This is a genomic window from Paenalcaligenes sp. Me52 (assembly GCF_050487965.1).
Taxonomy (GTDB): domain Bacteria; phylum Pseudomonadota; class Gammaproteobacteria; order Burkholderiales; family Burkholderiaceae_B; genus Paenalcaligenes.
The window spans coordinates 381,480-401,540 of record NZ_JBKQFO010000001.1 but is presented as its reverse complement, the minus strand read 5'-3'; the positions used below and the strand labels follow the sequence as shown (position 1 = coordinate 401,540).

Annotated in this window: 16 protein-coding genes; 5 read left to right on the top strand and 11 right to left on the bottom strand. The window is 50.6% G+C overall.

The window, feature by feature from the left end; translation table 11 throughout:
• Nucleotides 1-13: 13 nt before the first annotated feature.
• The 3 genes from ACLO87_RS01840 to ACLO87_RS01830 all read right to left on the bottom strand — a co-directional run bounded on the left by ACLO87_RS01840 (nt 14) and on the right by ACLO87_RS01830 (nt 3,109).
• On the bottom strand, nt 14-1,297 hold the full coding sequence (locus ACLO87_RS01840; protein ID WP_430222639.1) for a flavin-containing monooxygenase: 1,284 nt from the start codon (nt 1,295-1,297) through the stop codon (nt 14-16).
• A 176-nt stretch (nt 1,298-1,473) separates the two neighbouring features.
• Entirely contained in the window at nt 1,474-2,880 is a 1,407-nt protein-coding gene (locus tag ACLO87_RS01835) for a sodium:solute symporter family protein (protein ID WP_135861961.1), read from the bottom strand.
• Between the two features lie 22 nt (nt 2,881-2,902).
• Nucleotides 2,903-3,109 (bottom strand): DUF3311 domain-containing protein, encoded by a 207-nt coding sequence (locus tag ACLO87_RS01830; protein WP_135861959.1) that lies wholly within the window; start codon nt 3,107-3,109, stop codon nt 2,903-2,905.
• Between the two features lie 329 nt (nt 3,110-3,438).
• Here ACLO87_RS01830 and ACLO87_RS01825 point away from each other — a divergent pair, with 329 nt between their 5' ends.
• Entirely contained in the window at nt 3,439-4,377 is a 939-nt protein-coding gene (locus tag ACLO87_RS01825; RefSeq protein ID WP_430222638.1) for a LysR family transcriptional regulator, read from the top strand.
• 96 nt (nt 4,378-4,473) lie between these two features.
• On the opposite strand, the gene ACLO87_RS01820 is transcribed toward ACLO87_RS01825, so the two are convergent.
• From ACLO87_RS01820 to ACLO87_RS01805, 4 genes are all read right to left on the bottom strand, one after another.
• Nucleotides 4,474-5,346, bottom strand: coding sequence for an outer membrane protein OmpK (locus ACLO87_RS01820; RefSeq protein ID WP_135861955.1), 873 nt, complete (start codon nt 5,344-5,346; stop codon nt 4,474-4,476).
• Between the two features lie 189 nt (nt 5,347-5,535).
• Nucleotides 5,536-7,020, bottom strand: coding sequence for a nucleobase:cation symporter-2 family protein (locus ACLO87_RS01815; RefSeq protein WP_135861954.1), 1,485 nt, complete (start codon nt 7,018-7,020; stop codon nt 5,536-5,538).
• Between the two features lie 472 nt (nt 7,021-7,492).
• The gene (locus ACLO87_RS01810; protein ID WP_430223709.1) at nt 7,493-8,290 is read right to left on the bottom strand and encodes an EamA family transporter; all 798 of its coding nucleotides are present in this window, start codon (nt 8,288-8,290) and stop codon (nt 7,493-7,495) included.
• 164 nt (nt 8,291-8,454) lie between these two features.
• Entirely contained in the window at nt 8,455-9,624 is a 1,170-nt protein-coding gene (locus tag ACLO87_RS01805) for a benzoate/H(+) symporter BenE family transporter (RefSeq protein ID WP_430222637.1), read from the bottom strand.
• A 333-nt stretch (nt 9,625-9,957) separates the two neighbouring features.
• On the opposite strand from ACLO87_RS01805, the gene ACLO87_RS01800 reads away from it, so the two are divergent.
• On the top strand, nt 9,958-11,790 hold the full coding sequence (locus ACLO87_RS01800) for an ABC transporter ATP-binding protein (protein ID WP_430222636.1): 1,833 nt from the start codon (nt 9,958-9,960) through the stop codon (nt 11,788-11,790).
• A 75-nt stretch (nt 11,791-11,865) separates the two neighbouring features.
• On the opposite strand, the gene ACLO87_RS01795 is transcribed toward ACLO87_RS01800, so the two are convergent.
• Nucleotides 11,866-13,110 (bottom strand): MFS transporter, encoded by a 1,245-nt coding sequence (locus ACLO87_RS01795; protein WP_430222635.1) that lies wholly within the window; start codon nt 13,108-13,110, stop codon nt 11,866-11,868.
• Nucleotides 13,111-13,494: 384 nt separating this feature from the next.
• On the opposite strand from ACLO87_RS01795, the gene ACLO87_RS01790 reads away from it, so the two are divergent.
• Complete coding sequence (locus ACLO87_RS01790; RefSeq protein WP_430222634.1) at nt 13,495-14,148, top strand: hypothetical protein; 654 nt, start codon at nt 13,495-13,497, stop codon at nt 14,146-14,148.
• A gap of 3 nt (nt 14,149-14,151) precedes the next feature.
• On the opposite strand, the gene ACLO87_RS01785 is transcribed toward ACLO87_RS01790, so the two are convergent.
• The 3 genes from ACLO87_RS01785 to ACLO87_RS01775 all read right to left on the bottom strand — a co-directional run bounded on the left by ACLO87_RS01785 (nt 14,152) and on the right by ACLO87_RS01775 (nt 18,443).
• Nucleotides 14,152-16,587 carry a TonB-dependent siderophore receptor gene (locus ACLO87_RS01785; RefSeq protein WP_430222633.1) on the bottom strand — a complete coding sequence of 812 codons (2,436 nt, stop codon included), beginning with the start codon at nt 16,585-16,587 and terminating at the stop codon, nt 14,152-14,154.
• 272 nt (nt 16,588-16,859) lie between these two features.
• Complete coding sequence (locus ACLO87_RS01780) at nt 16,860-17,852, bottom strand: FecR family protein (protein ID WP_430222632.1); 993 nt, start codon at nt 17,850-17,852, stop codon at nt 16,860-16,862.
• Between the two features lie 84 nt (nt 17,853-17,936).
• Entirely contained in the window at nt 17,937-18,443 is a 507-nt protein-coding gene (locus tag ACLO87_RS01775; protein ID WP_135861940.1) for an RNA polymerase sigma factor, read from the bottom strand.
• A gap of 162 nt (nt 18,444-18,605) precedes the next feature.
• On the opposite strand from ACLO87_RS01775, the gene ACLO87_RS01770 reads away from it, so the two are divergent.
• Together ACLO87_RS01770 and ACLO87_RS01765 are read left to right on the top strand one after the other, a co-directional pair.
• Nucleotides 18,606-19,121 (top strand): MarR family winged helix-turn-helix transcriptional regulator, encoded by a 516-nt coding sequence (locus ACLO87_RS01770; protein ID WP_135861938.1) that lies wholly within the window; start codon nt 18,606-18,608, stop codon nt 19,119-19,121.
• A 153-nt stretch (nt 19,122-19,274) separates the two neighbouring features.
• The gene (locus tag ACLO87_RS01765; protein WP_430222631.1) at nt 19,275-19,913 is read left to right on the top strand and encodes a hypothetical protein; all 639 of its coding nucleotides are present in this window, start codon (nt 19,275-19,277) and stop codon (nt 19,911-19,913) included.
• Nucleotides 19,914-20,061: the final 148 nt, after the last annotated feature.

Sequence of the window (20,061 nt, the reverse complement as noted above, 5' to 3'; positions counted from 1 at the left end):
CACTATTAGGTAATTACTCAGCGGTTACTGCTTGGGCTGTAGGGTTTTCTTCGTGGTATGCACGGTAGGTTTGCTGTGTAGCAATGTGACCTGCTACGTGCTTAGCGTCGTGCCATACACCCCAGATAAAGGAGGAACCACGACGTGACTGCCACGGCAAACCCAAGAAGTACACACCGCGTTCTTCAGTAGACACACCACGCTGATGCAGCGGTTTGCCTTTTTCATCAAAGGTGTCCACTTCCAACCAACTGTAGTCTGTGGCGTAGCCCGTTGCCCAAATGATGGTGCGTACACCAGCGTTGATCAGGTCCAGTTCCAGCACAGGGTTCACCATGCAATCTGGGTCGGCCAACAGCGCACGTGCTTCTGGGTCTTCAGGCAAATCCAAACCGTTACGAGTAACGTACTCATCCGCCGCATCCAACAAGGCCATCAAGTTGGCATCGCCAGCGCGAATGTTGTCGCCCAAATCGTTTTGGAAAGACACTTTGCCATCTTCAAACGACTTAGTTAGGCCCACCAGTTTCATGCCTTGTGCAGCCAGTTTGCGGAAGTCGATGGTGTAACCACCGTTTGCACCACTCACAGCAATGGTTACGTGCTCACGACCGGGGGTAACTTTCTCGGCATCCCACAAGCCCAACACACCCAACCACCAGCAGAAATCACGGTTACGGTAGCTACGTGGTGGACGGTCGTGCGGGCCTACTGACAGGTAGACATCACGGCCAGAACGCAGCAATTCTTCTGCGATCTGCACACCCGATGAACCCGCACCGACCACCAACACACCACCCTCAGGTAACTGCTCAGGGTTCAGGTATGCCGCCGAGTGAATCTGGTGCAAGCGCTCGTCTTTAGGCGCAATGGCAGGAATCACAGGGCATTGGAAAGGGCCAGTTGCCACCACCAAGTTCAACGCATCAAACACACCAGCGGAGGTTTCAACACGGAAGCCTGGACGGCCTTCGTTGCGCACCGCTTTTTTCACTTCTACGCCAGTACGAATAGGCGCATCAATTTGTTTGGCGTAGGCTTCAAAGTAATCAGCAACCTGATCTTTGCTGGCAAACGCATCAGGGCTGATGCCAGGAAAGGTCAAACCGGGGAAGCGGTCGTGCCAGGCTGGGCCGTTAGCCACTAGGGAATCCCAGCGGCCTGTGCGCCAACGTTCGGCGATACGGTCACGTTCCAGCACCACGTGTGCCACACCCAATTTGCTCAAATGCTCGCTGGCCGCAACACCAGCTTGGCCGGCACCAATCACCAGCGTATCAATGGATTCAATAGTCATTTTTCGGTTTCCTTCTGAACGGATATAGTCCGGCAGCGTTATGTCGCTGCTACAGCTGCCACCTCACCTGCCCGGATAGGTTTGCGCTGCGTTAAATTTCAAAATTAGAGTTATGACGGCACTGCTCTATCAGTGTTGGCGGTCAGGCCATGTACTGGCCTGACACGCTAGGAAAATCATGCAGTTTTGGTGCTCAAACCTGCTACAGCACTACGCTGTGTCAATGCACTCACCACGAATACGGTGATGGAGTTCAAGACCAAGGCGATCAAACCGATGTTGATGGCGTACAGGTTGAATTCGCTGAAGTACATGGCGAACACGGCTGCAATACCTACCAACAAACCGCTCAATACACCTGCCGCAGTCGCTCGTTTGAAGAACACGACGGACAGCAGACCTGGCAACATCTGGCCAAAACCGGCGTAAGCGGTGTTCATCAGATTCAGCATCAAGCTTGGCAATACCACGGTCAGAATCATGGAGATGATCAGGTACACCAGAATCACGATCTGCGACAAACGCTTCTGTGATTGCAGCGGCACGTTGCTCACCAAGTTACGGGTGAAAATACCGCCTACCGACAAGGAAATTACCGAGATCAGAATCAAGCCAGACAACGCTGCACCAGCGGCCACAAAACCTACCGCCCAGCTTGGCAATACATCAATAGCCGTTGCGATAAACGCGTGGTTAGGACTTGGCAGATTCGGAATCTTCACCATGGCGTAGTAGGCTGCTGCGATCAGGAACGGGAACATCAGCATGTACAGAGGCATAAAACGTTTAGCGCGCTTAATACCGCCTTCGGACTTACTGGTGAACAAGATCGTGATCATGAATGGCAAGCAGTAGAACGCCATGGACTGGAACACGATGGTGGACATAGAGAACACCACTTCATCTTGGTTAGCGTACGCAATGGACGCACCTTGATCACGTGCAGCCGTAAACAGTTCTTCCACGCCACCCATTTTGTGGAATGCCGCCCAACCCACACCAACAATCGCGCCAAACAGCAGAATGTCTTTCAACACCGCAATCATGGCGGGCGCTTTCACACCAGAAATAGAGATGTAGATAAAGGCAATCGCACCCGCAATAATCACTGCAATCACAGGATCGATTTCATAGCCCAGCGCATTCAATGCCACGATCAAACCTTGGAATTGCATTTGTGCCCAAGGGATCAAGAACATCAGGTAGCACACTGCCACTACCAGTTCCAAGGTACGGCTTTTGAAATGGCTTTTAAACAAATCGGGCGCGGTCATTGCATCGTAGTGCTTACCGGCTTTCCAGATTTTGGGCGCCAAAAAGTAGCCCACAGGGTAGATCAACAGCAAGAACGCCATGAACCAAATACCGTAGTTCACGCCCTTAGCATAAATACTGCCGGGCAAACCAATCACGGTTGCCACACTGTAGATTTCACCTACGGCCAAGAAGAACAGGATGATCACGCCAAACGAGCGGCCACCCACCAGAAAATCAGCCACGTCCCCTTTCTTAGCATTGCGATTGACCATCAAGGCCAATAACAACGAGAACAGGATGATTGAAATGAAAATAAAAGCTGCCATGAGTATTCCTTAGCGATTGTTGTTATTCGTCTTGGTAGTCTTTTTTATCCAATAACCACGCTGTGGAAATACAGATGGTGGTCAGGAAGAACCACAAGAACACCCAGAAATACAAAGGCGGAAAACCTAAGATGAACTCGGTACTAAAGCGAAAATGGTAAATACCCAGCATGACGCTGGCGTAGGGAATGATCAGCCCAATAAATAGGCTCAAGAAACGTCTTGTCATGACCCCTCCTCGTGTGATGACTTGATGAGGTTGTGATGCTAGCCCAGGGATGCTTGAATCCTTAACTACTAAAAAGCTTGTCAAGCCATAAGCTAAATATCACTAGTCACGCTAAGCCGCGCCACGATTGGGCTTCAGAGATATGTAAAAAACTCAATCTTTTAAGCTTCTAGGGAAAACCCCAGCACCAACAACCGCCCTCAACATTGCGTTATGAGCACTCAATTGCCGGTATTTAACGTAAAAATCCCTCACGCATCGCTTTTCAACCCCTACAATAGCGGCAAGTACACCGGTGCAAGGACAAGCACCCCAAGCAGGAGGGCCGCATGGCTTTCTACACATTACGACAACTCAAATACTTCGTGACCACCGTACAAGCCGGTAGCGTCGCAGGCGCATCACGCCAACTGCATATTGCCCAACCTTCCATTTCCAACGCTATCAAAAACCTGGAAGACAGTTTTGGGGTGCAATTATTCATTCGTCACCACGCACAAGGCGTGACCCTCACCTCTAGTGGCGAACGTTTTTACCGCAAAGCAGAAGAGCTGCTGCGCATGTCTTACGAGTTTGAACAAAACGCGCTGGCTGATAACGATGTAGTTACCGGCAAGATAGACATTGGCTGTTTTGAAACCGTGGCACCGCTGTATCTGCCTATGCTCTTGGCCGAATTCCGTGATCGTCACCCAGGGCTGAATCTGCGTCTGCGCGATGGCGATCAACAAGACTTGGTGCAAGGGCTTACTGCTGGTACGTTTGACTTGGTGTTTCTGTACGAGCATGAGTTAGACGGCACCATCGAAACAGAACCCTTAATGCCGCCGCAAAAGCCCTATGTATTGCTGCCCGAAAACCATCCCTTTGCGCAGCAAGAAAGCATCTCCATGTTTGATCTGTGTGCTGAGCCTATGATCTTGCTGGACATACAACCTAGCCGCACTTTCTTTGTCAGCTTGTTCCACGATCTAGGGCTAACCCCCAATATCGTATTTGGCTCGCCATCCATTGAAATGGTGCGCGGCATGGTAGCCCAAGGCTTTGGTTTCTCGCTGCTGGTAACGCGCCCCGTCATTGACCGTACCTACGACGGCAAGCGCATTGTGTGCGTGGATATTAAAGAGACAGTAGCGCGTTCTGGCCTAGTATGTGCCCGCCTTAAACGCACTCAGCTTACTAAGCCCGCACAACTGTTCTTAGACTTCTGTCGTACCCGTTTAGCGCAACTGGATTCTGCCGGGCGACTGCCACCGCCCCTAGACTGAAGCCTATTCACAAATCATAAAAAACGCCCCACCACAAGGAAAGCACCTGTGTGTGGGGCGAACTCACTTATCCACGTTTTACCGCAATTTAACTACTTAGAAGTGCCACTCAGCCTGCAACATAGGCGCTGTAGTTTTAATACCTGGTTTTAGGTTGCCATTGGCCATGTAACGGTTACCAAACTTGTTATGCCAGTATTCGTAACCTACGCCTAGCCAGAAGGTGTTTTTGGTGTCGAACATCACCTTACCCACGTCCATCATCAATGAGGCACGCACAAGTACTTCGGACTTAGTGCTGATACCTGCATAGTCACGGCCTTTGGGGCTGTTGTAGTTAGCAAAGCCTTGGAATTTGAAGGGTACAGAACCCACATCAAAGGGTAGATTCCACGCTAGGCTTGCCATAAATTGCGGATCAAACGAGGCATTACTGTCTGGGCACGCCGGAGCACCCAACCCGCAGTGGTTCCACTCTTTACCGTACATCAGGCTCAAATCTAAGAAGCCACGAGGCACATCAAACTTCAAGGTAGGCCCTACCACCAACAACCGCTTGCGCGGGCCAAAGGCAGTGTTTTTAGTGTTCAGGTCAAACCCAGCCGTTAAGGCCACATCTTTCACAGGGCCAAAGCTTAAGTCCGTATCAAACACCTTTCCCATAGACAACTGATGGCGATAGGTAGCGTAGAACTCGGTAGCGCCATTATTACCACCACTAGAGGGATCAGCCTTGCTGGATTGCAGCATGTCTACGTTGAAAAAGTTTTGTCCGTAGTTGTAGCCACTGACGTGCGTGAAGCTGAGGATGTTTTTCGTCACATCCTTATCGTTCATAGGCTCGTGAAACTGTGTGCCATAGCGATAACTAAAGAAGTTGTCGCTCCATGTGATCGCTTGTGCAGACGTGCTGAACGCTGCCATCGCCACTACCGATGCTCCCAACAGCGTAGTACTTAAGGTTTTCATTATTGTCTCCCCTTCGTTATAGAGTGCGCCGTAGATCTTTGTCCGTTGTAGACGCACCTTTGGTGTAAAAAATCGTCGTATTTACTTTCCTTTGATTACCAAAACAGAGGTAGCTGGGCGTTAACCCTTATGAAGGCTAGCCACCAAAGCAAGAAGGCTGCCCACCGGACAGCCTTCTATGTTTTTCGTTTAGTGCTGGGAAGCCAGCTGTTGTGTGCCGCTTGGCTCCTGAGTGACCAGTCTAGGCCCTGTCTCAGTCGCGGTGGCTGTAGCAGGTGCGCTGCTTTCTTGTTTGCGACGCTCTGGGCGGCTGATGCCATTGAAGAACAAGTTCAATGTGATCGCGGATACTGCCGCCAACAAAATACCACTGTGCAGCAACGGTGCCAGTACGCTAGGCATTTTGTCCAGCAAGTGCTCAGCTACCAGAGGAATCATGCCCATACCCAAGCTGATTGCCACAATGTAAGGGTTGTAGCGATTGCTGTTCAGGTCAGCAGACATCAGAATTTTAATCCCTGTGGACGCCACCATACCGAACATCACAATCCCTGCACCACCCAACACATAGTTAGGGATAGAGGCCACGATGAATGCCATTTTAGGGAACAGGCCCAGGGCAATCAGGAACACACCGCCCATCACGCACACCCAACGGCTACGCACACCGGTCACGCTAACCAAGCCTACGTTTTGCGAGAACGAGCTGTGTGGGAACGTGTTCATCACACCGCCAATCAAGGTACCCAGACCATCTGTAGACAAACCACGTACTAAGTCTTCACGGCTAGGTGGACGACCACAAATAGAGCCCAACGCCAAGAACATACCCAGCGATTCCACCATGATCACAACCATGATCAACGACAAAATAGCGGCAGCACCCAATAGGCTCCAGCTCAGTGTAGGCACACCAAAGGCAAAAGGTTTAACAATCGCTACCCAGCTTGCATCGCCCAAACCATCAAAGTTAATGCGACCTTGAGCCAGTGCGATAAAGAAACCCGCCAACAAACCAATCAATACGGCCACGTTAGACAAGAAGCCTTTAGCGAATTTGGTGATCCCCAAGATAATCAACAACACGACCAGCGCCGTACCCAAGTTCTGCATAGAACCGTACTCTGGGTTGGCAATCATTTGACCGGTTACTTGATCTAGGATTTGCGGCTTACCGCCCCCTACCCACTCCAAACCCACACGCATCAAGGTAATACCAATCACGGTAATGATGATGCCGGTAACTACTGGCGGGAACAGCCCCATCATGCGACTAAATATAGGCGCAATCAGAATACTGAAAATACCGGCCAAAATGGTGGCCCCGAAAATACCCGTCAACCCTAGATTAGGATCCAGACCAATCGCGATCATAGGGCTCACTGCCGCGAACGACACACCCATCATCACAGGTAACTTAATACCAAACACGCCTACCCCACGCGCTTGGATAATTGTGATCAGACCACAGCACAACAAGTCTGCATTAATCAACAAAGCAATCTGCTCTTTGGTCAGACCCAGCGCAGCACCGATAATCAACGGCACAGCCACCGCACCCGCATACATGACCATCACGTGTTGAATGCCCAGCGTAGCCAAACTACCTAGCGGTAATTTCTCGTCTACACCACCACAATCAACCGGCTGACTTTTCTCTGTTTGAGCTGACATCTAGGGTCTCCTTTTTTAATATACGTTCAGACTCCCTACATATCCTCAGAAATGGCCTATGGCCGTCAAACAGGTTTAGAGAGTCGGTCAGGCTTCGGGCTTGTTTTGTTTGTCCCTTGAGTTGTGATGACCACAACCACAGCCTGTACATGCTGCGATGTCTAGCAGCACACGCATAAAGTTAAAGGAAGGGTGATATCACCGAAAGGTGGTACGGTTTAATAAGTGGAATATGCAAACGCTTATAGCCCCGAAGCGTTTTCTTGCATTTGCTGATAGAGCCGATGAAATGGGGCTTAGCGTGGGGATAGCGTGATGTATATGCCACGTTTTTCTACGTTTTTTGGCCCTTAGGGGTATTGCCCATCTAGTAGGTGCAAAAAAAGTATGTTATTGCCCGTTTGCTTAATCCTGCGCAACCGTAGCCTGACCTCCTTGTCAGGCTATCTTCCTTCCTGTCGTTGACGCTAGTTTAGCGTCTAGAGCTAACTGCCGCCCCCGCAGAAGCGATAATCACCGCCGCAATGCCTAACCACTGTAGGCCTTGCAACTGCTCGTGCAAGAAGAGCAGACCAAATAACGCCGCAAAAGCGGGTTCTAAACTTAGCATCATGCCAAACACACTGGCAGGCATGCGCGTGAGCGCCATCACCTCTAAGGTAAAGGGAATCGCGGTGGACAATACACCCACCGCCAACGCGACGGGAATCAAAGCAGGGTTTAATAAGGACGAGCCTGCCGTCCACACACCCACAGGCAGCACCACCAAGGTAGCAATTAACGTGCCCCATGCCGCCGTAGACGTACCGTAGGCAGACCCTGCTTTCTTACCAAATACAATATAGAGTGCCCAGCACCCACCTGCCGCTAACGCAAACAGCATACCAATGGGGTCTAGGTCTACGCCGCTTACGCTAGGCAACAGCAGTATCAAACCACCCGCTGCAATCACCACCCAGACAATATCGCGCACCCGCCTAGAACCTGCCAAGGCCACCACTAATGGCCCTAAAAACTCTAGCGACACGGCAATACCCAATGGGATAGTAGACAGTGAGGTATAAAACAGCATATTCATCATGCCTAATGACACGCCATACGCCAGTAACGCTTTGAACTGCCCGCTGCCCGACACAGGCGTACGCCACGGGCGCAGCACCAGCATCATTAACATTGCGCCCACAGCAAGACGCAGCGTGGTAGTGCCCAACGCCCCCACGGCAGGAAACATGCTCTTGGCGAGCGTTGCCCCAAACTGCAATGACGCCATCGCCACCAACAGCACACCAATCGCAAATAATGGCACCGACACAGGCGATGCAGTAGGTTTATTCAACACAGCAACCATCAAAGAAAACGAAATACCCCTTGTGCAGGAATGCACAAGGCCCGTGCAAGCAGCAGAACTGTAGAAAAACAGTGTGATGCTGTGTTTTACGTGCGTTTGGTAACTCTGCCCATTCTGAGTACCCAATACGCAATTAATCCTATCACCACGCCCCAGAACGCTGAACCCAAACCACCTAGCGACATCCCAGACGCGGTCACTAAAAAGGTAATAACCGAAGGCTCTATATACGTAAGGTCATCGGCCAGTAAACGTATGTTGGCCACGATAGCCCCTATTAATGCCAACCCTGCCAATGCCGACACCAGTGCCGCCGGTATGGCCGAAAAAATCAGCACAATACTGCCCGCCAACGTACCACCAATGAGATAAATCACGCCGCTCGCAATACCCGCCACATAGCGCTTTTCTGGGTCAGCATGACTTTCTTTACCTGTACATAGTGCAGCGGTAATAGCAGCCAGCACAATGGTGATACCACCAAAAAATGCCACCACCATAGACGCTAACCCCGCGCCCGTTACCACAGCGCGTGATGGTGCGTTGTAGCCTGCCAAACGCATCACCACCATACCGGGTAAAAATTGCCCTGTCAGGCTCACCACTACCAACGGTAGGGTGAAACTGAAGAATACTTTTAACGAAAACTCGGGCATGGTGAAAATGGGTGTACCCCATTCCAACCTTAAGGTATCCAACTGCGTATGGCCTTGCAGATACGCCATCAAAAAACCCGTAATCGCGACCAGAATGACCGTGTAGCTAGGCCATAAGCGTTTGCTAATCAAATACACGCCCAACATCGCAAACACTACCGAAGGCAAATCCATACTGGCCTGAAAAGCTTGTACGCCAAACTGGAACAAAATCCCTGCCATCATGGCCGCCGCAATCCCCTTGGGGATGTACTGCACAATGCGTTCAAAGTAGCCGGTGAAACCAATCACTGCCGTAATCACCGCAGCACTGAAATACGCTCCCACCACTTCTGCCATGGAAATTTCAGGGAATAAATTAATTAGTAATGCGGTACCTGGTGCCGTCCACGCCGTAATAACGGGCATACGCAACCACAAGCTCAACACCAGACCACTCACGCCCGACCCGATTGAAATTGCCCAAATCCACGAGCTCAACATTTCTGCTGAAAAACCACCTACGTGCGCTGCCTGAATAAAAATTACCAACGGCCCACAATAGGAAATCAACACAGCCAAAAAGCCGGCCACCCATGCCGACAACGACCAATTCTTCATCTAGATGTCTCTCTGTTTTATTCTCCGCCGTCAGTACTGTACACCCATCTTTTAGCCTTAGCGAAAACACGACATTTTGCTGAATTTCTTTTGCATCTTTCATGCATCTGGATATAGACTACTTAGTCTAATTTACAAAAATCCTTTTTAGGGGCCTGCTGAGCCCCTGCGGTCTGTACCCCTTCGTGGTACGTAGCTAGGCCGCCATTCCTTTTATCGTTTACCTTTACAGCCCTGCTAACCAGCTCGGTTGAAATCAACTATCTAAGTCATCACCCCATACGCGTGGTGACTGCTGTTAAAAATTCCGTCTCACCCTTTCGGAGCGTTATAGTGTTACGTCGCTTTGAGGGTCTAGTTGACCCTTTCCCCCCAATGGAAAGCAAAGTCCCGCCTAAGGGCTTGGCTGCTTTCCTGTGGTATTGCACGCAGGGTTCGCGCAAATACCTAGCCTTATTGGCGATATTCAGTGCCAGCGTCTCTATTTTTGAGGCATGGTTATTTGCATTTTTAGGCCAAGTCGTTGATTTGTTGTCGGTATGGCAAGCGGGCGAGCCGCTGTCTAGCCATGAGCAAACTGTGCTGTGGAGCATAGGTGCCGTACTGGCAGGCAGTGTAGTGCTGGTTGCCCTACATACCTTCATACAGCATCAAACCTTGGCGATTAACTTCCCGTTGCGGTTGCGTTGGAACTTCCACCGCCTGATGCTGCGCCAAAGCATGTCCTTTTTCTCGGACGAGTTTGCAGGCCGCGTGACCACTAAAGTCATGCAAACCGCCTTGGCCGTACGAGAGGTGCTATTCACCTTCATTGAAATCGTGCTGGGCATAGGCGTGTACTTCTTAACCATTCTGGCCTTGGCCGCTGGTTTTGACATACGCCTGATCATTCCCTTTGTGGCATGGATTGTTCTCTACTGTTTAACCATGCGGTACTTCGTGCCACGCTTAGGCAAAGTAGGAGCAGAACAAGCGCATGCTCGTTCCTCCATGACCGGTAGAATCACCGATGCGTACTCCAACATCACCACGGTCAAACTGTTCTCGCACACTAAACGTGAAGCACTGTTTGCACGCTCGGCGATGGAAGACTTTCAAGAAACTGGCTACAGGCAAATGCGTCTGATCAGTATGTTTGAAATCGTGAACCAAATACTGGTTGCGGCCTTGATTGCGAGTGCAGGTGGTTACGCCTTACTGCTCTGGCATAACGGTGAAATCGGTACAGGTGCAGTGGCCGCAGTAACGGCAATGGCTGTGCGTGTAAACGGCATGTCGCACTGGATTATGTGGCAAATGGCATCACTGTTTGAAAACATTGGTACGGTGCAAGACGGCCTAGGTACGCTGACGCGTGCTGCCTCGGTACAAGATGCCCCTAATGCCCCTGCACTGGAAGTTAAGCACGGCGAAGTCGCCTTTGATCAGGTGAGCTTTAACTACAACGGCGAACGCCAAGTGCTGGACAACCTGTCACTAAACATCAAACCCGGTGAAAAAATCGGTTTGGTGGGACGATCAGGAGCAGGTAAGTCAACGCTGATTAATCTGCTGCTACGCTTTTACGATGTAGACAGTGGCCAAATCCGCATTGATAACCAAAACATTGCTACTGTCACGCAAGACAGCTTGCGTAGTGCGATTGGTATGGTGACGCAAGACACATCGTTATTGCACCGCTCCATTCGTGAAAACATTGCCTATGGTCACCCCGATGCCTCGGATGAAGACATTCGCGCAGCCGCTATCCGCGCCCAAGCTGACGAGTTCATCCAGCAACTTAGCGACCAAAACGGTAAAACTGGCTACGACACTATGGTGGGTGAACGCGGTGTAAAACTGTCTGGCGGTCAACGTCAGCGTATTGCTATTGCTCGCGTGATGCTGAAAAACGCTCCCATCCTGCTGTTGGATGAAGCAACCAGCGCGCTGGATTCCGAAGTAGAAATCGCCATTCAAGACAGCTTGAACGAAGTGATGGCAGGCAAAACGGTAATCGCTATTGCGCACCGCTTATCTACCATTGCGGCGATGGATAGGCTGATTGTGATGGACCAAGGTCAGATCATCGAACAAGGCAGCCATGCCGAATTGCTGAAACTAAACGGTGTATACGCCCGTCTGTGGCATCACCAAAGCGGTGGTTTCTTAGCGCAAGACGAGTAATTCACGTCACAAAAAAGCCCCAGCAATGGGGCTTTTTTTATGGCGGCAGCAACACCCCGTCATGCGCACAACTGCTTAGTGTTCTGCTTCTTGCTCAGGATAGGTTTCCCTTACCCCTAACGCCGCTACAAAACCTAGCACACTGATCCCCACAGGCAACCATAACGCAGTGATGTAGACCGATGCGCCGTCAGCAGCTGCCGACGCTATTAACCAGCCATATACCGTTTGCACAATTGCAGTCACTAAAAACACGCCCATATTCACCAGTGCAATGGCCGAGCCAGCTACGGCGGCAGGCACACTTTCTTTGGCTGCTGCAAACGCTACCGTTACCTGCGCACCACTTGATAATCCCAAGACTAAAAAACACACTAGGCTCGCAGCGAAACCCACATCTGACCCACACAGCAACCATAACCACGCCACCACATTCAGTAATGACGACAGCCAAATAAAGTGCTTACGGGTACGCCAACTGTCTGAGAGTTTGCCCACGATGGGGGAACAGAGCCCATAAGGCACCAATGCCAGCGTTAACACCAAGGATGCCGACGCCCCAGATAAACCATAGCCATCGCTTAATAAATGGGTACCCCATAAACCAGCAAACGCATAGAAAGTGCCGTTGGTACCCGCAATCGCAACCAGAAGCAGCCATAGCTGGCGGCTTTTTAGTACATCTAACCATAGCTCACGACGTAATACGTTTTGCCCTGCTTGCCCGGCAGGCTGCATGCCATCGCTATACCCGGCTGGGGCTCGCCAACTCAACAAAATCAAGGCCGCCACAATCAGTGTCAGCACGCCCAGCACCATGAAAATCACACGCCAATCAGTCAATGCTAATAAGAGTCTGGCCGGCGCTTCCGACACGATAGAACCCAAGGTACCGATTAAGAGCGTTACCCCTGTGACCAAGCCAAACTGGCGTCCATCAAACCAGATCGCATTGCTCTTCATCACCGCCACAAACACCAGCGACATCCCCAGCCCTACTAATAACGGGCCTAGCAATGCTGCACTATAGCTTGATGCCATGCTTAGAATGATGGCCCCTACACCCGTCAGTAACGTGCCCAACGCAGCAGGTAACCGTATACCAAAGCGGTCTATCACCAAACCCGCTGGTACCTGCATCACGGTGTACACCCAGAAATGCATGGCTGCCAAACCACCCAAGGCGGTAGCCTCTAACCCTAGGCTATTACCTATGGGCGCAGCAAATGTGGCGGGGGCAAATCGATTAAAGAATCCAATAAAAAAAGCCGTTGCCAATAACGCATAACTGATTGCTCTCGCCGTACTTTTCTCCTGCATTGGCGTCCTCCTGTCTACTTCTCTGTTTGTCTCGTTTTCATGGCGCTGCCTCTAGCAGATATCTGTATAGCCAGACCTAACCCTAGCATTTACGTAGCCATAGCAAAACCTATCGCATTACTCAAAGGTAGCGATAGCTAAAAGAAGAAGGGATATACGATGCTGAATAGTGGACCAATAACACAGTGCCCATGCAGCATAAATGTAGAGGTGCAGCGTTGAAGCTAGAGGTTTTACTATACGCGCCTACGAATTACCTATCCACTGCGTATACCCTCTCTTTCGTTTCAAGGGGTAAACCTAAGCGAGCAAACACCTGATTCACCCTGCTGCCCACCGTATAATTCATAGACTTCTTTTGCATATGCGAACACTGCACAGTCTATGTCGTACAACCCACTACTTAGTGCTTACTTCCACCTTCTTAGCGACGGCGACTACAGTCATACGACATTGCTGTCGCCCATTGCGGTGCAAGAGTACAGTGAAGAGTTTTCTTTTCACCCAGCCGTTCAACTGTTTGGCGGGTACGTGCTGGACGACCTAGGTACCAGCAATCACCATTTGTTGATTACCACTGGCCCTCTGGCTGGCTGCGTGTATTACTTGTCGCACGACGATGATTCACGCGTGGTGTTTGCGACCTCTAGCGACTTTCTGGCTGCCGTTTTACAGGCACAGCAAACCGAGCAAGATAGTAGCGATCTGCACCCTGCCATTAGCCCTTTGGCAAAAAACCAAAGCGCGCTAAGTGCGCTGATCACTGAGTTATTGGATTCGGGCGATGATGAAGCGGAAGACCTGCTGCCCTCGCTATTACCATCTGTAGACTTAAACGACCTTGCTTTGCTGCAACGCCTAGCCACCAGTGATAATTTTTACCTAGGTGAGGCGCTGACACATGAAATCATCAAACGCCCTGCCGCACATCTACTACCCATTGCACAATTATGTGCGGCGCATGCGCACAGCCAAGTATCTGGCGTTGGTGCCAAAGCGGTGCGTAGCATCCAAGCCTTACGCTACGCACCAGCTTAGGTTTTAGTACCGGTACTTCACCGTCAGCATCGCATTACGCGGTGCGCCATACAGGTTCAAGAACGTACCGTGCCCTACGCTCTCCAAGTAGCGCTTGTCGAATAGGTTATTAATAACCAGCAGCGCTTCCCAATGCTTGTTAGGTTGGTAACCCAGTTTGGCCGACACCGTGGTGTAGCCGCCCTGATACACCGAGTTGGTGTACAGATTGCTTTGCGATTGCACACCCGCCCCTACCGACCAGCCACGCAAGCTGCCACCAAAATCGTCTGGTGCAAATTTATATTGCGTCCACATGCGGAACAGATGTTTAGGAATCAAGTTAGAGTTAAAACGCTGACCTTCGACTTCGTGGTCGCTGTCTTCACGCACACGCACATCGGTATAGGTATAACCTGCACCCAAGTCCCAGCCTGCCAGTGGACTACCTACAATTTCAAACTCCCAGCCTTGGCTCTGCACCAAACCTGAGCCTCTATAGCAGGTACCCGTAGGTGAATTGCCGCAACCTATGTGATCGGTGTCCACCACGGCACGGTTGGTATCGCGTAATCGGTACACGGCCAATGACGTATTTAAGCGGCCATCCAAGAACTCGCCTTTTACCCCCGCTTCCATCTGCCAGCCTTTACGGGGTTCCAGCGTTTTACCGCTGTAATCACTATCCGACTGAGGAACAAAGGTTTCAGCGTAGCTACCGTACACCGAAATTTGTTCGTTCACGTCAAAGACCAAACCCGCAAACGGTGTGAATTTATTATCCGCTTTGGCATCGCTTTTTTGCCAAGGGGAAGTCGTTGGTTTGAGGTCTCTGCTTTTAAGGTCGTAATTACTCCAACGACCACCCACTACTGCTGTCAGATTGTCCGTTAAGGACAAACGTGTAGAGGCATACAAGCCCGACTGTGTGGTGATGTCTTGGCTCTTGTTCAGCAAAGGCAAGTCCAAAGCACCATAGTCAAAATCATTGAATGCATCCCAATCAGGGAAGGCACTAAATCTAGAGCTGCTAGTTGTGTCGTAACGCGCCCAGTTATAGCCTACGGTCACAAAGTGTTCACGCCCTAGCAACTGGAATGGCCCTGTCACGTTGGCATCCAGTTGATCCCAGGTAAAGGTGTTATTAATGCGTCCTGCCCACCCGCTGGTTAGCCCTGTTTCCACAGACACTGGCGTTAACGCCATCGCACTATAGCCTTTGTAGTTATTTTCTTTATGGCTGTAGTTGGCCTTGAATTCCCACCCCTCACCAAAGCGATGCTTCAGATCAGCCCCTAGCTCAAAGGTCTCGTGACCGGATAACTTAGTGGTGCCCAAAAAGGTGTCATAGCCCGGCAGACTACCATCGTCATACAAGGGCAAGCCGTTAAACACACGGAAGTTCATCTTGCTGTATAAGCCCGTGATGCCCACGGTAGTGTTCTGCCCTAGGTCATATTCCAGCACCCCATACAGCAGTTGCGGATTGTTTTTACCGTAGGTGTAATACTGGCTTTTGTCTTGGTAAACCCCCACCAACCTACCGCGTAAGGTGCCATTTTCGTTCATAGGCCCTGAGATATCAGCTTCAGCTCGGTAATTATCCCAAGAACCTACGCCCACCGCCCCCTCTAACCTGAACTCGTCAGTTGGGCGTTTGCGCACCATATTAATAGAACCACCCGGTTCACCAGAACCTGTCAACAAACCGGTGGGGCCGCGCAGCACTTCCAAGCGATCATAAATAGCCAAGTCTTGATGCGGCACACCAGGGCCTAAAGCACCTTGCTGAGTAGGTACGCCATCGTACTGAATATTGGTATTGAAACCGCGGCTGGTAAACAGCTCCGTATCGGAATAGCTGCTACTGCGTATACCCGTGACATAGTTCAGCGCATCAGCCACACGGGTAAAACCTTGGTCGTCCATTTGCGTTCTGGTCATGACCGACACCGATTGCGGAATCTCACGCAACGACTGTGCCGACTTACCTATGGTGACATCGCGCGCCGCATACGAGCCCGTGTCTTCCGTGGTTGCCAACGAGCGGCCTGTCACCGTGATGGATTTAAGCTGCGTGGTGGAGTCAGTCGGGCGCCACAAATTAATGGTATTGCCTTCACGTGAATACTCAATGCCCGTACCTGCCAATAAGCGTCGCAGAGCCTCTTCGGGTGACATGGTGCCGTTAATAGGCTGTGCCGTATAACCACGCACCAAATCAGAGGCATAAATAAACTGCAAAGACGTTTGTTGTCCCAATTGCAGCAAGGCATCGCTCAGCGATTGCTGCTGAATATGGATCTGTGTTGCCGCTGTCTGTGCATACGCCTGTGGTGCAACACCAAATACAGCCAAAGAGACAGCAACGGTCACATGCCGTAGCGTCGCAGAAAAAGGCACAGCTAAGTGTTTATGACTTCCCGCTAAGCGGGCAGCAGAGTTCTTCCTATCAATCACGAGAATTGTTCCTGGTACATATGCCTAGCGTGTAGACGCTCTATCCCTTTGGCCAAAGGATCCTGAAAGAGGAGGTTCAACACACAAGAACACCCCCTTCAATCAGTGAGACGGATGAACCTACTAAAACCCTCACCTAATTCTTAAAAAAAGTTGTAACCACAACGATTCTTATTAAGAATTAATTGAACGTGAGCAAAAGAGAAAGGTGATGACATAGCACGCACAACAGTGATGTTGTCTTGCTTGTACCCCACCGCTGTTGGGTGTGGTTAACGCAGCAACGCGAGATTCACACTGCCGTCTGGTCGCTGTACCACCACTACCGGCAGATGCGTTTGCAAGGCCTGCAAGAACCCTTCAGCATCCTGAATATTGAAAACGCCTGCCATACGCAATGGCTTCAAGCGGCTATCCGTCAAATGAATAGGATGGCGCAGATAACGGTTCATTTCTCGCACCACATCCTCTAAAGGCTGGTCTCTAAACACCACCTTGCCCTGACGCCATGCGGTCAGTGCGCCCACATCTGCTCGTACTACCGAGAGAGGAGCATTCGCCTTCACTTCTGCCACCATATCGGCAGTTAACATGGCCGTTTCTTTATTCCACCACCGCCCAGCACTGACTTCCACCGAGCCCGACTCCACGGCAACCGCTACACGCTCTTGGTCTCGCCTCACGTTAAACACGGTGCCTGTAACCCGCACACTGGTATCGCCCGCATCCACAATAAAAGGCCGTTCTGGATTAGGCTCCACCTCGAAAGTCGCCTCACCACGCGCAAGCTCAACCACACGGCGGCCGGTGTAATAGCGCACACTCAACTCGGTGTTCACATTCATTGCAATAACGGAACCATCTGGCAGCTCTACATTGCGCTGCTCACCTTGCACCGTCGCATACTGCAAAACATCGGTAGTGGCATCCAACACGCCGTAGTTATGCAGAGCAACGCCCCCTACTACCGCTGCAGCACATGCAACACCAGCCCCTGCCAACCACTGACGTCGACTGACTCGCTTCTGTGATGGGGAATCTGGCGCTTCCAGTAACTCACGCAACTCGTCCTCGGGCAGCATGCCAGTTGCCTGCCAAATCTGATCTAACGCCCTATACTCCTGCTCGTGCTTGGGATTCGCGTTGCGCCATGCCGTAAAACACTCACGCTCAGACACTGTGAAATTACCGGAATGCACACGAGCAAACCAGTAAGCAGCAGCGTCTTGAATATCGTCAGGAGTAGTAGAGTTTTCAGTATGCATAACAAGCCGGATGCCGATGGATAAGCATCAGTAGGATTTCAGCCCTTCATTAAGTAAGACGTACGAGCGACTAAAAAACCTGACTTAATGTGGCGCATGATTTTGTAACTCTTTCCTAAGATGCCTGCTAGCCCGAATCATATATTTTTCTACCATACTGACGGAAATACCTAGCTTGGCTGCAATTTCCTCTTGGGTATAGCCTTCTAATCTATGCAGTAAAAAAACTTGGCGACACTTCAACGGCAACTGAGCCAATGCCACTTTTAATGATGCCAGTAGTTCGGCTGTTCTGGCTTGCGCATCGGGGTCGGTAAGTAGTGGGTGTTCGGCCTCATCCAACTCATGTAAAGGAACCACATCCAATACACCTGAACGCCTATAGCCATCCACCAAACGGTTATGCACGCTGCGGTGCAAGTAAGCGCGGGCATTCACCAACGTGCTGGGATCGTTTTCCAATACCCGCACCACTGCATCCTGCGCGGCGTCTTCGGCATCTTGCCTGTTGCCCGACCACCGCGTCCATACCGCCACCAGCTCACCATAATGGGCGAGCCAACCTTTCTTAGGCGTGGAAGAGCGTGACATAGGGAACCGAATCAGAGCGATGCAAAAGCCGATATATTAGCAATGATTCTCATTATTGTTTTAAGAAGAACGCTTTTACAACAGTCATTAACACCCGACCCCACTTGACTACGCACCCCACACCACCAATAATATGTAGCAAGCTACCTATTTATTGACACCATGTTTGAACTTAAAGATCTTCCCTCTCGTGAAACCCTAGAGCAATTCGGGAAACAGTACGGCAACCCCAGTGTGGAAAGTCTGCATACGTGGCTAGTCTGGGCATCTGCTACCGATGAAATGCTGGCAGCCTTTGAAGCCAATCTTGCTACACACGGTTTATCGCAAACGCCTTTTTTTGTGCTGTTGCTGCTCAAGCGTAATCCTGAAGGTCTGACTATTGGTGAGCTTGCCAGTGGTGTAGCGGTGGCCTCTCAAACCATGACACGCGCCATTAACAAAATGGAAGCCTCGGGCTTGTGCAGCAAACATCCCGACCCCAAAGATGGCCGAATCTCTGTAGTGCGTTTAACCACGCAAGGGGAAGATGCCTTAAACGCTGCTCTACCCAAACACTATGAATGGGTGGCCAACTTCATGAGCGACTTCACGGCAGATGAACTGGCACTACTCAATAAAATGATGCTCAAGGTAGGCCCTGCACTCAAGCGCATGAAACTCACTACAGAACACTAAGCCTTCTTAGCCCTAAGCATTACTGCTGTTTATTTTTTATTTCTCATTTATGTAGCAAGCTACAAAGCCAGCTACTTATATCAAGAACTCAATATGGAGATATGTAGCACAACACATAAATGATCTTTGTTTTTCTTCGCAACCGGAGTCTCTATGAGCTTAGCTAAATCGTTCTTCCCACTAGCGTTGGTTTTCTTACTACTCAGCAGCCCTACCCTTGCCACTACTATTCAGGAACACACCATGACCACATCACATTCCACACTCACTATCCCCACCACACACACTCAATCCATGCAGCAAACAGTTCAGGTAGATGGTGAAACGGCTGTGCTTACCCGCTACAGCCGCACAGATGGCCGTAACAGCGAACTAGGCGGTGAACACTTCAGCACCGTAGTCGCTACCGACGGCACGCTTAAAGGCTTTAGCAATATGTCGTTGGAGTTAGTAAACCAACCTTTGCCTAGCCGAGAAAAAAGCGAGCAAATCGCTAGGGCCTTCCTACAAGAACATGCGCCAGACTTGCTGGAGCGCATGGAAATTAGCTGGATAGACCCACACGACGAACCGCTTACTGTGGAACAAAACGGCACCACTCAAAACCTGACCTTAACCGGCATGAAAGTGAAAGCTCGTAACTTGGCAGATGGGCGCTGGTTTTGGGTAATCGTAGGAGCAGACGAGAAACCCATGGTATTTGAGCGCGATATCGTATGGATTAGTTTTCCCGGTAAACGCCAAACCGAAAAGTGGCTACACGACGCTTGGTTAGCCCAACAAAAAAGCTAATTACTCATTCAAAAAAACCGCCCTCTTTGCTGCACTAAGGCCCACCTACAAACTGGGCCTTTTTTAACTCTAAAGCTGCCCGCTACATTGCCTTAACATCTAGCACGCTCAGTACAGCCCCCCTTTCTCTCTCCCCTATACGACCTTC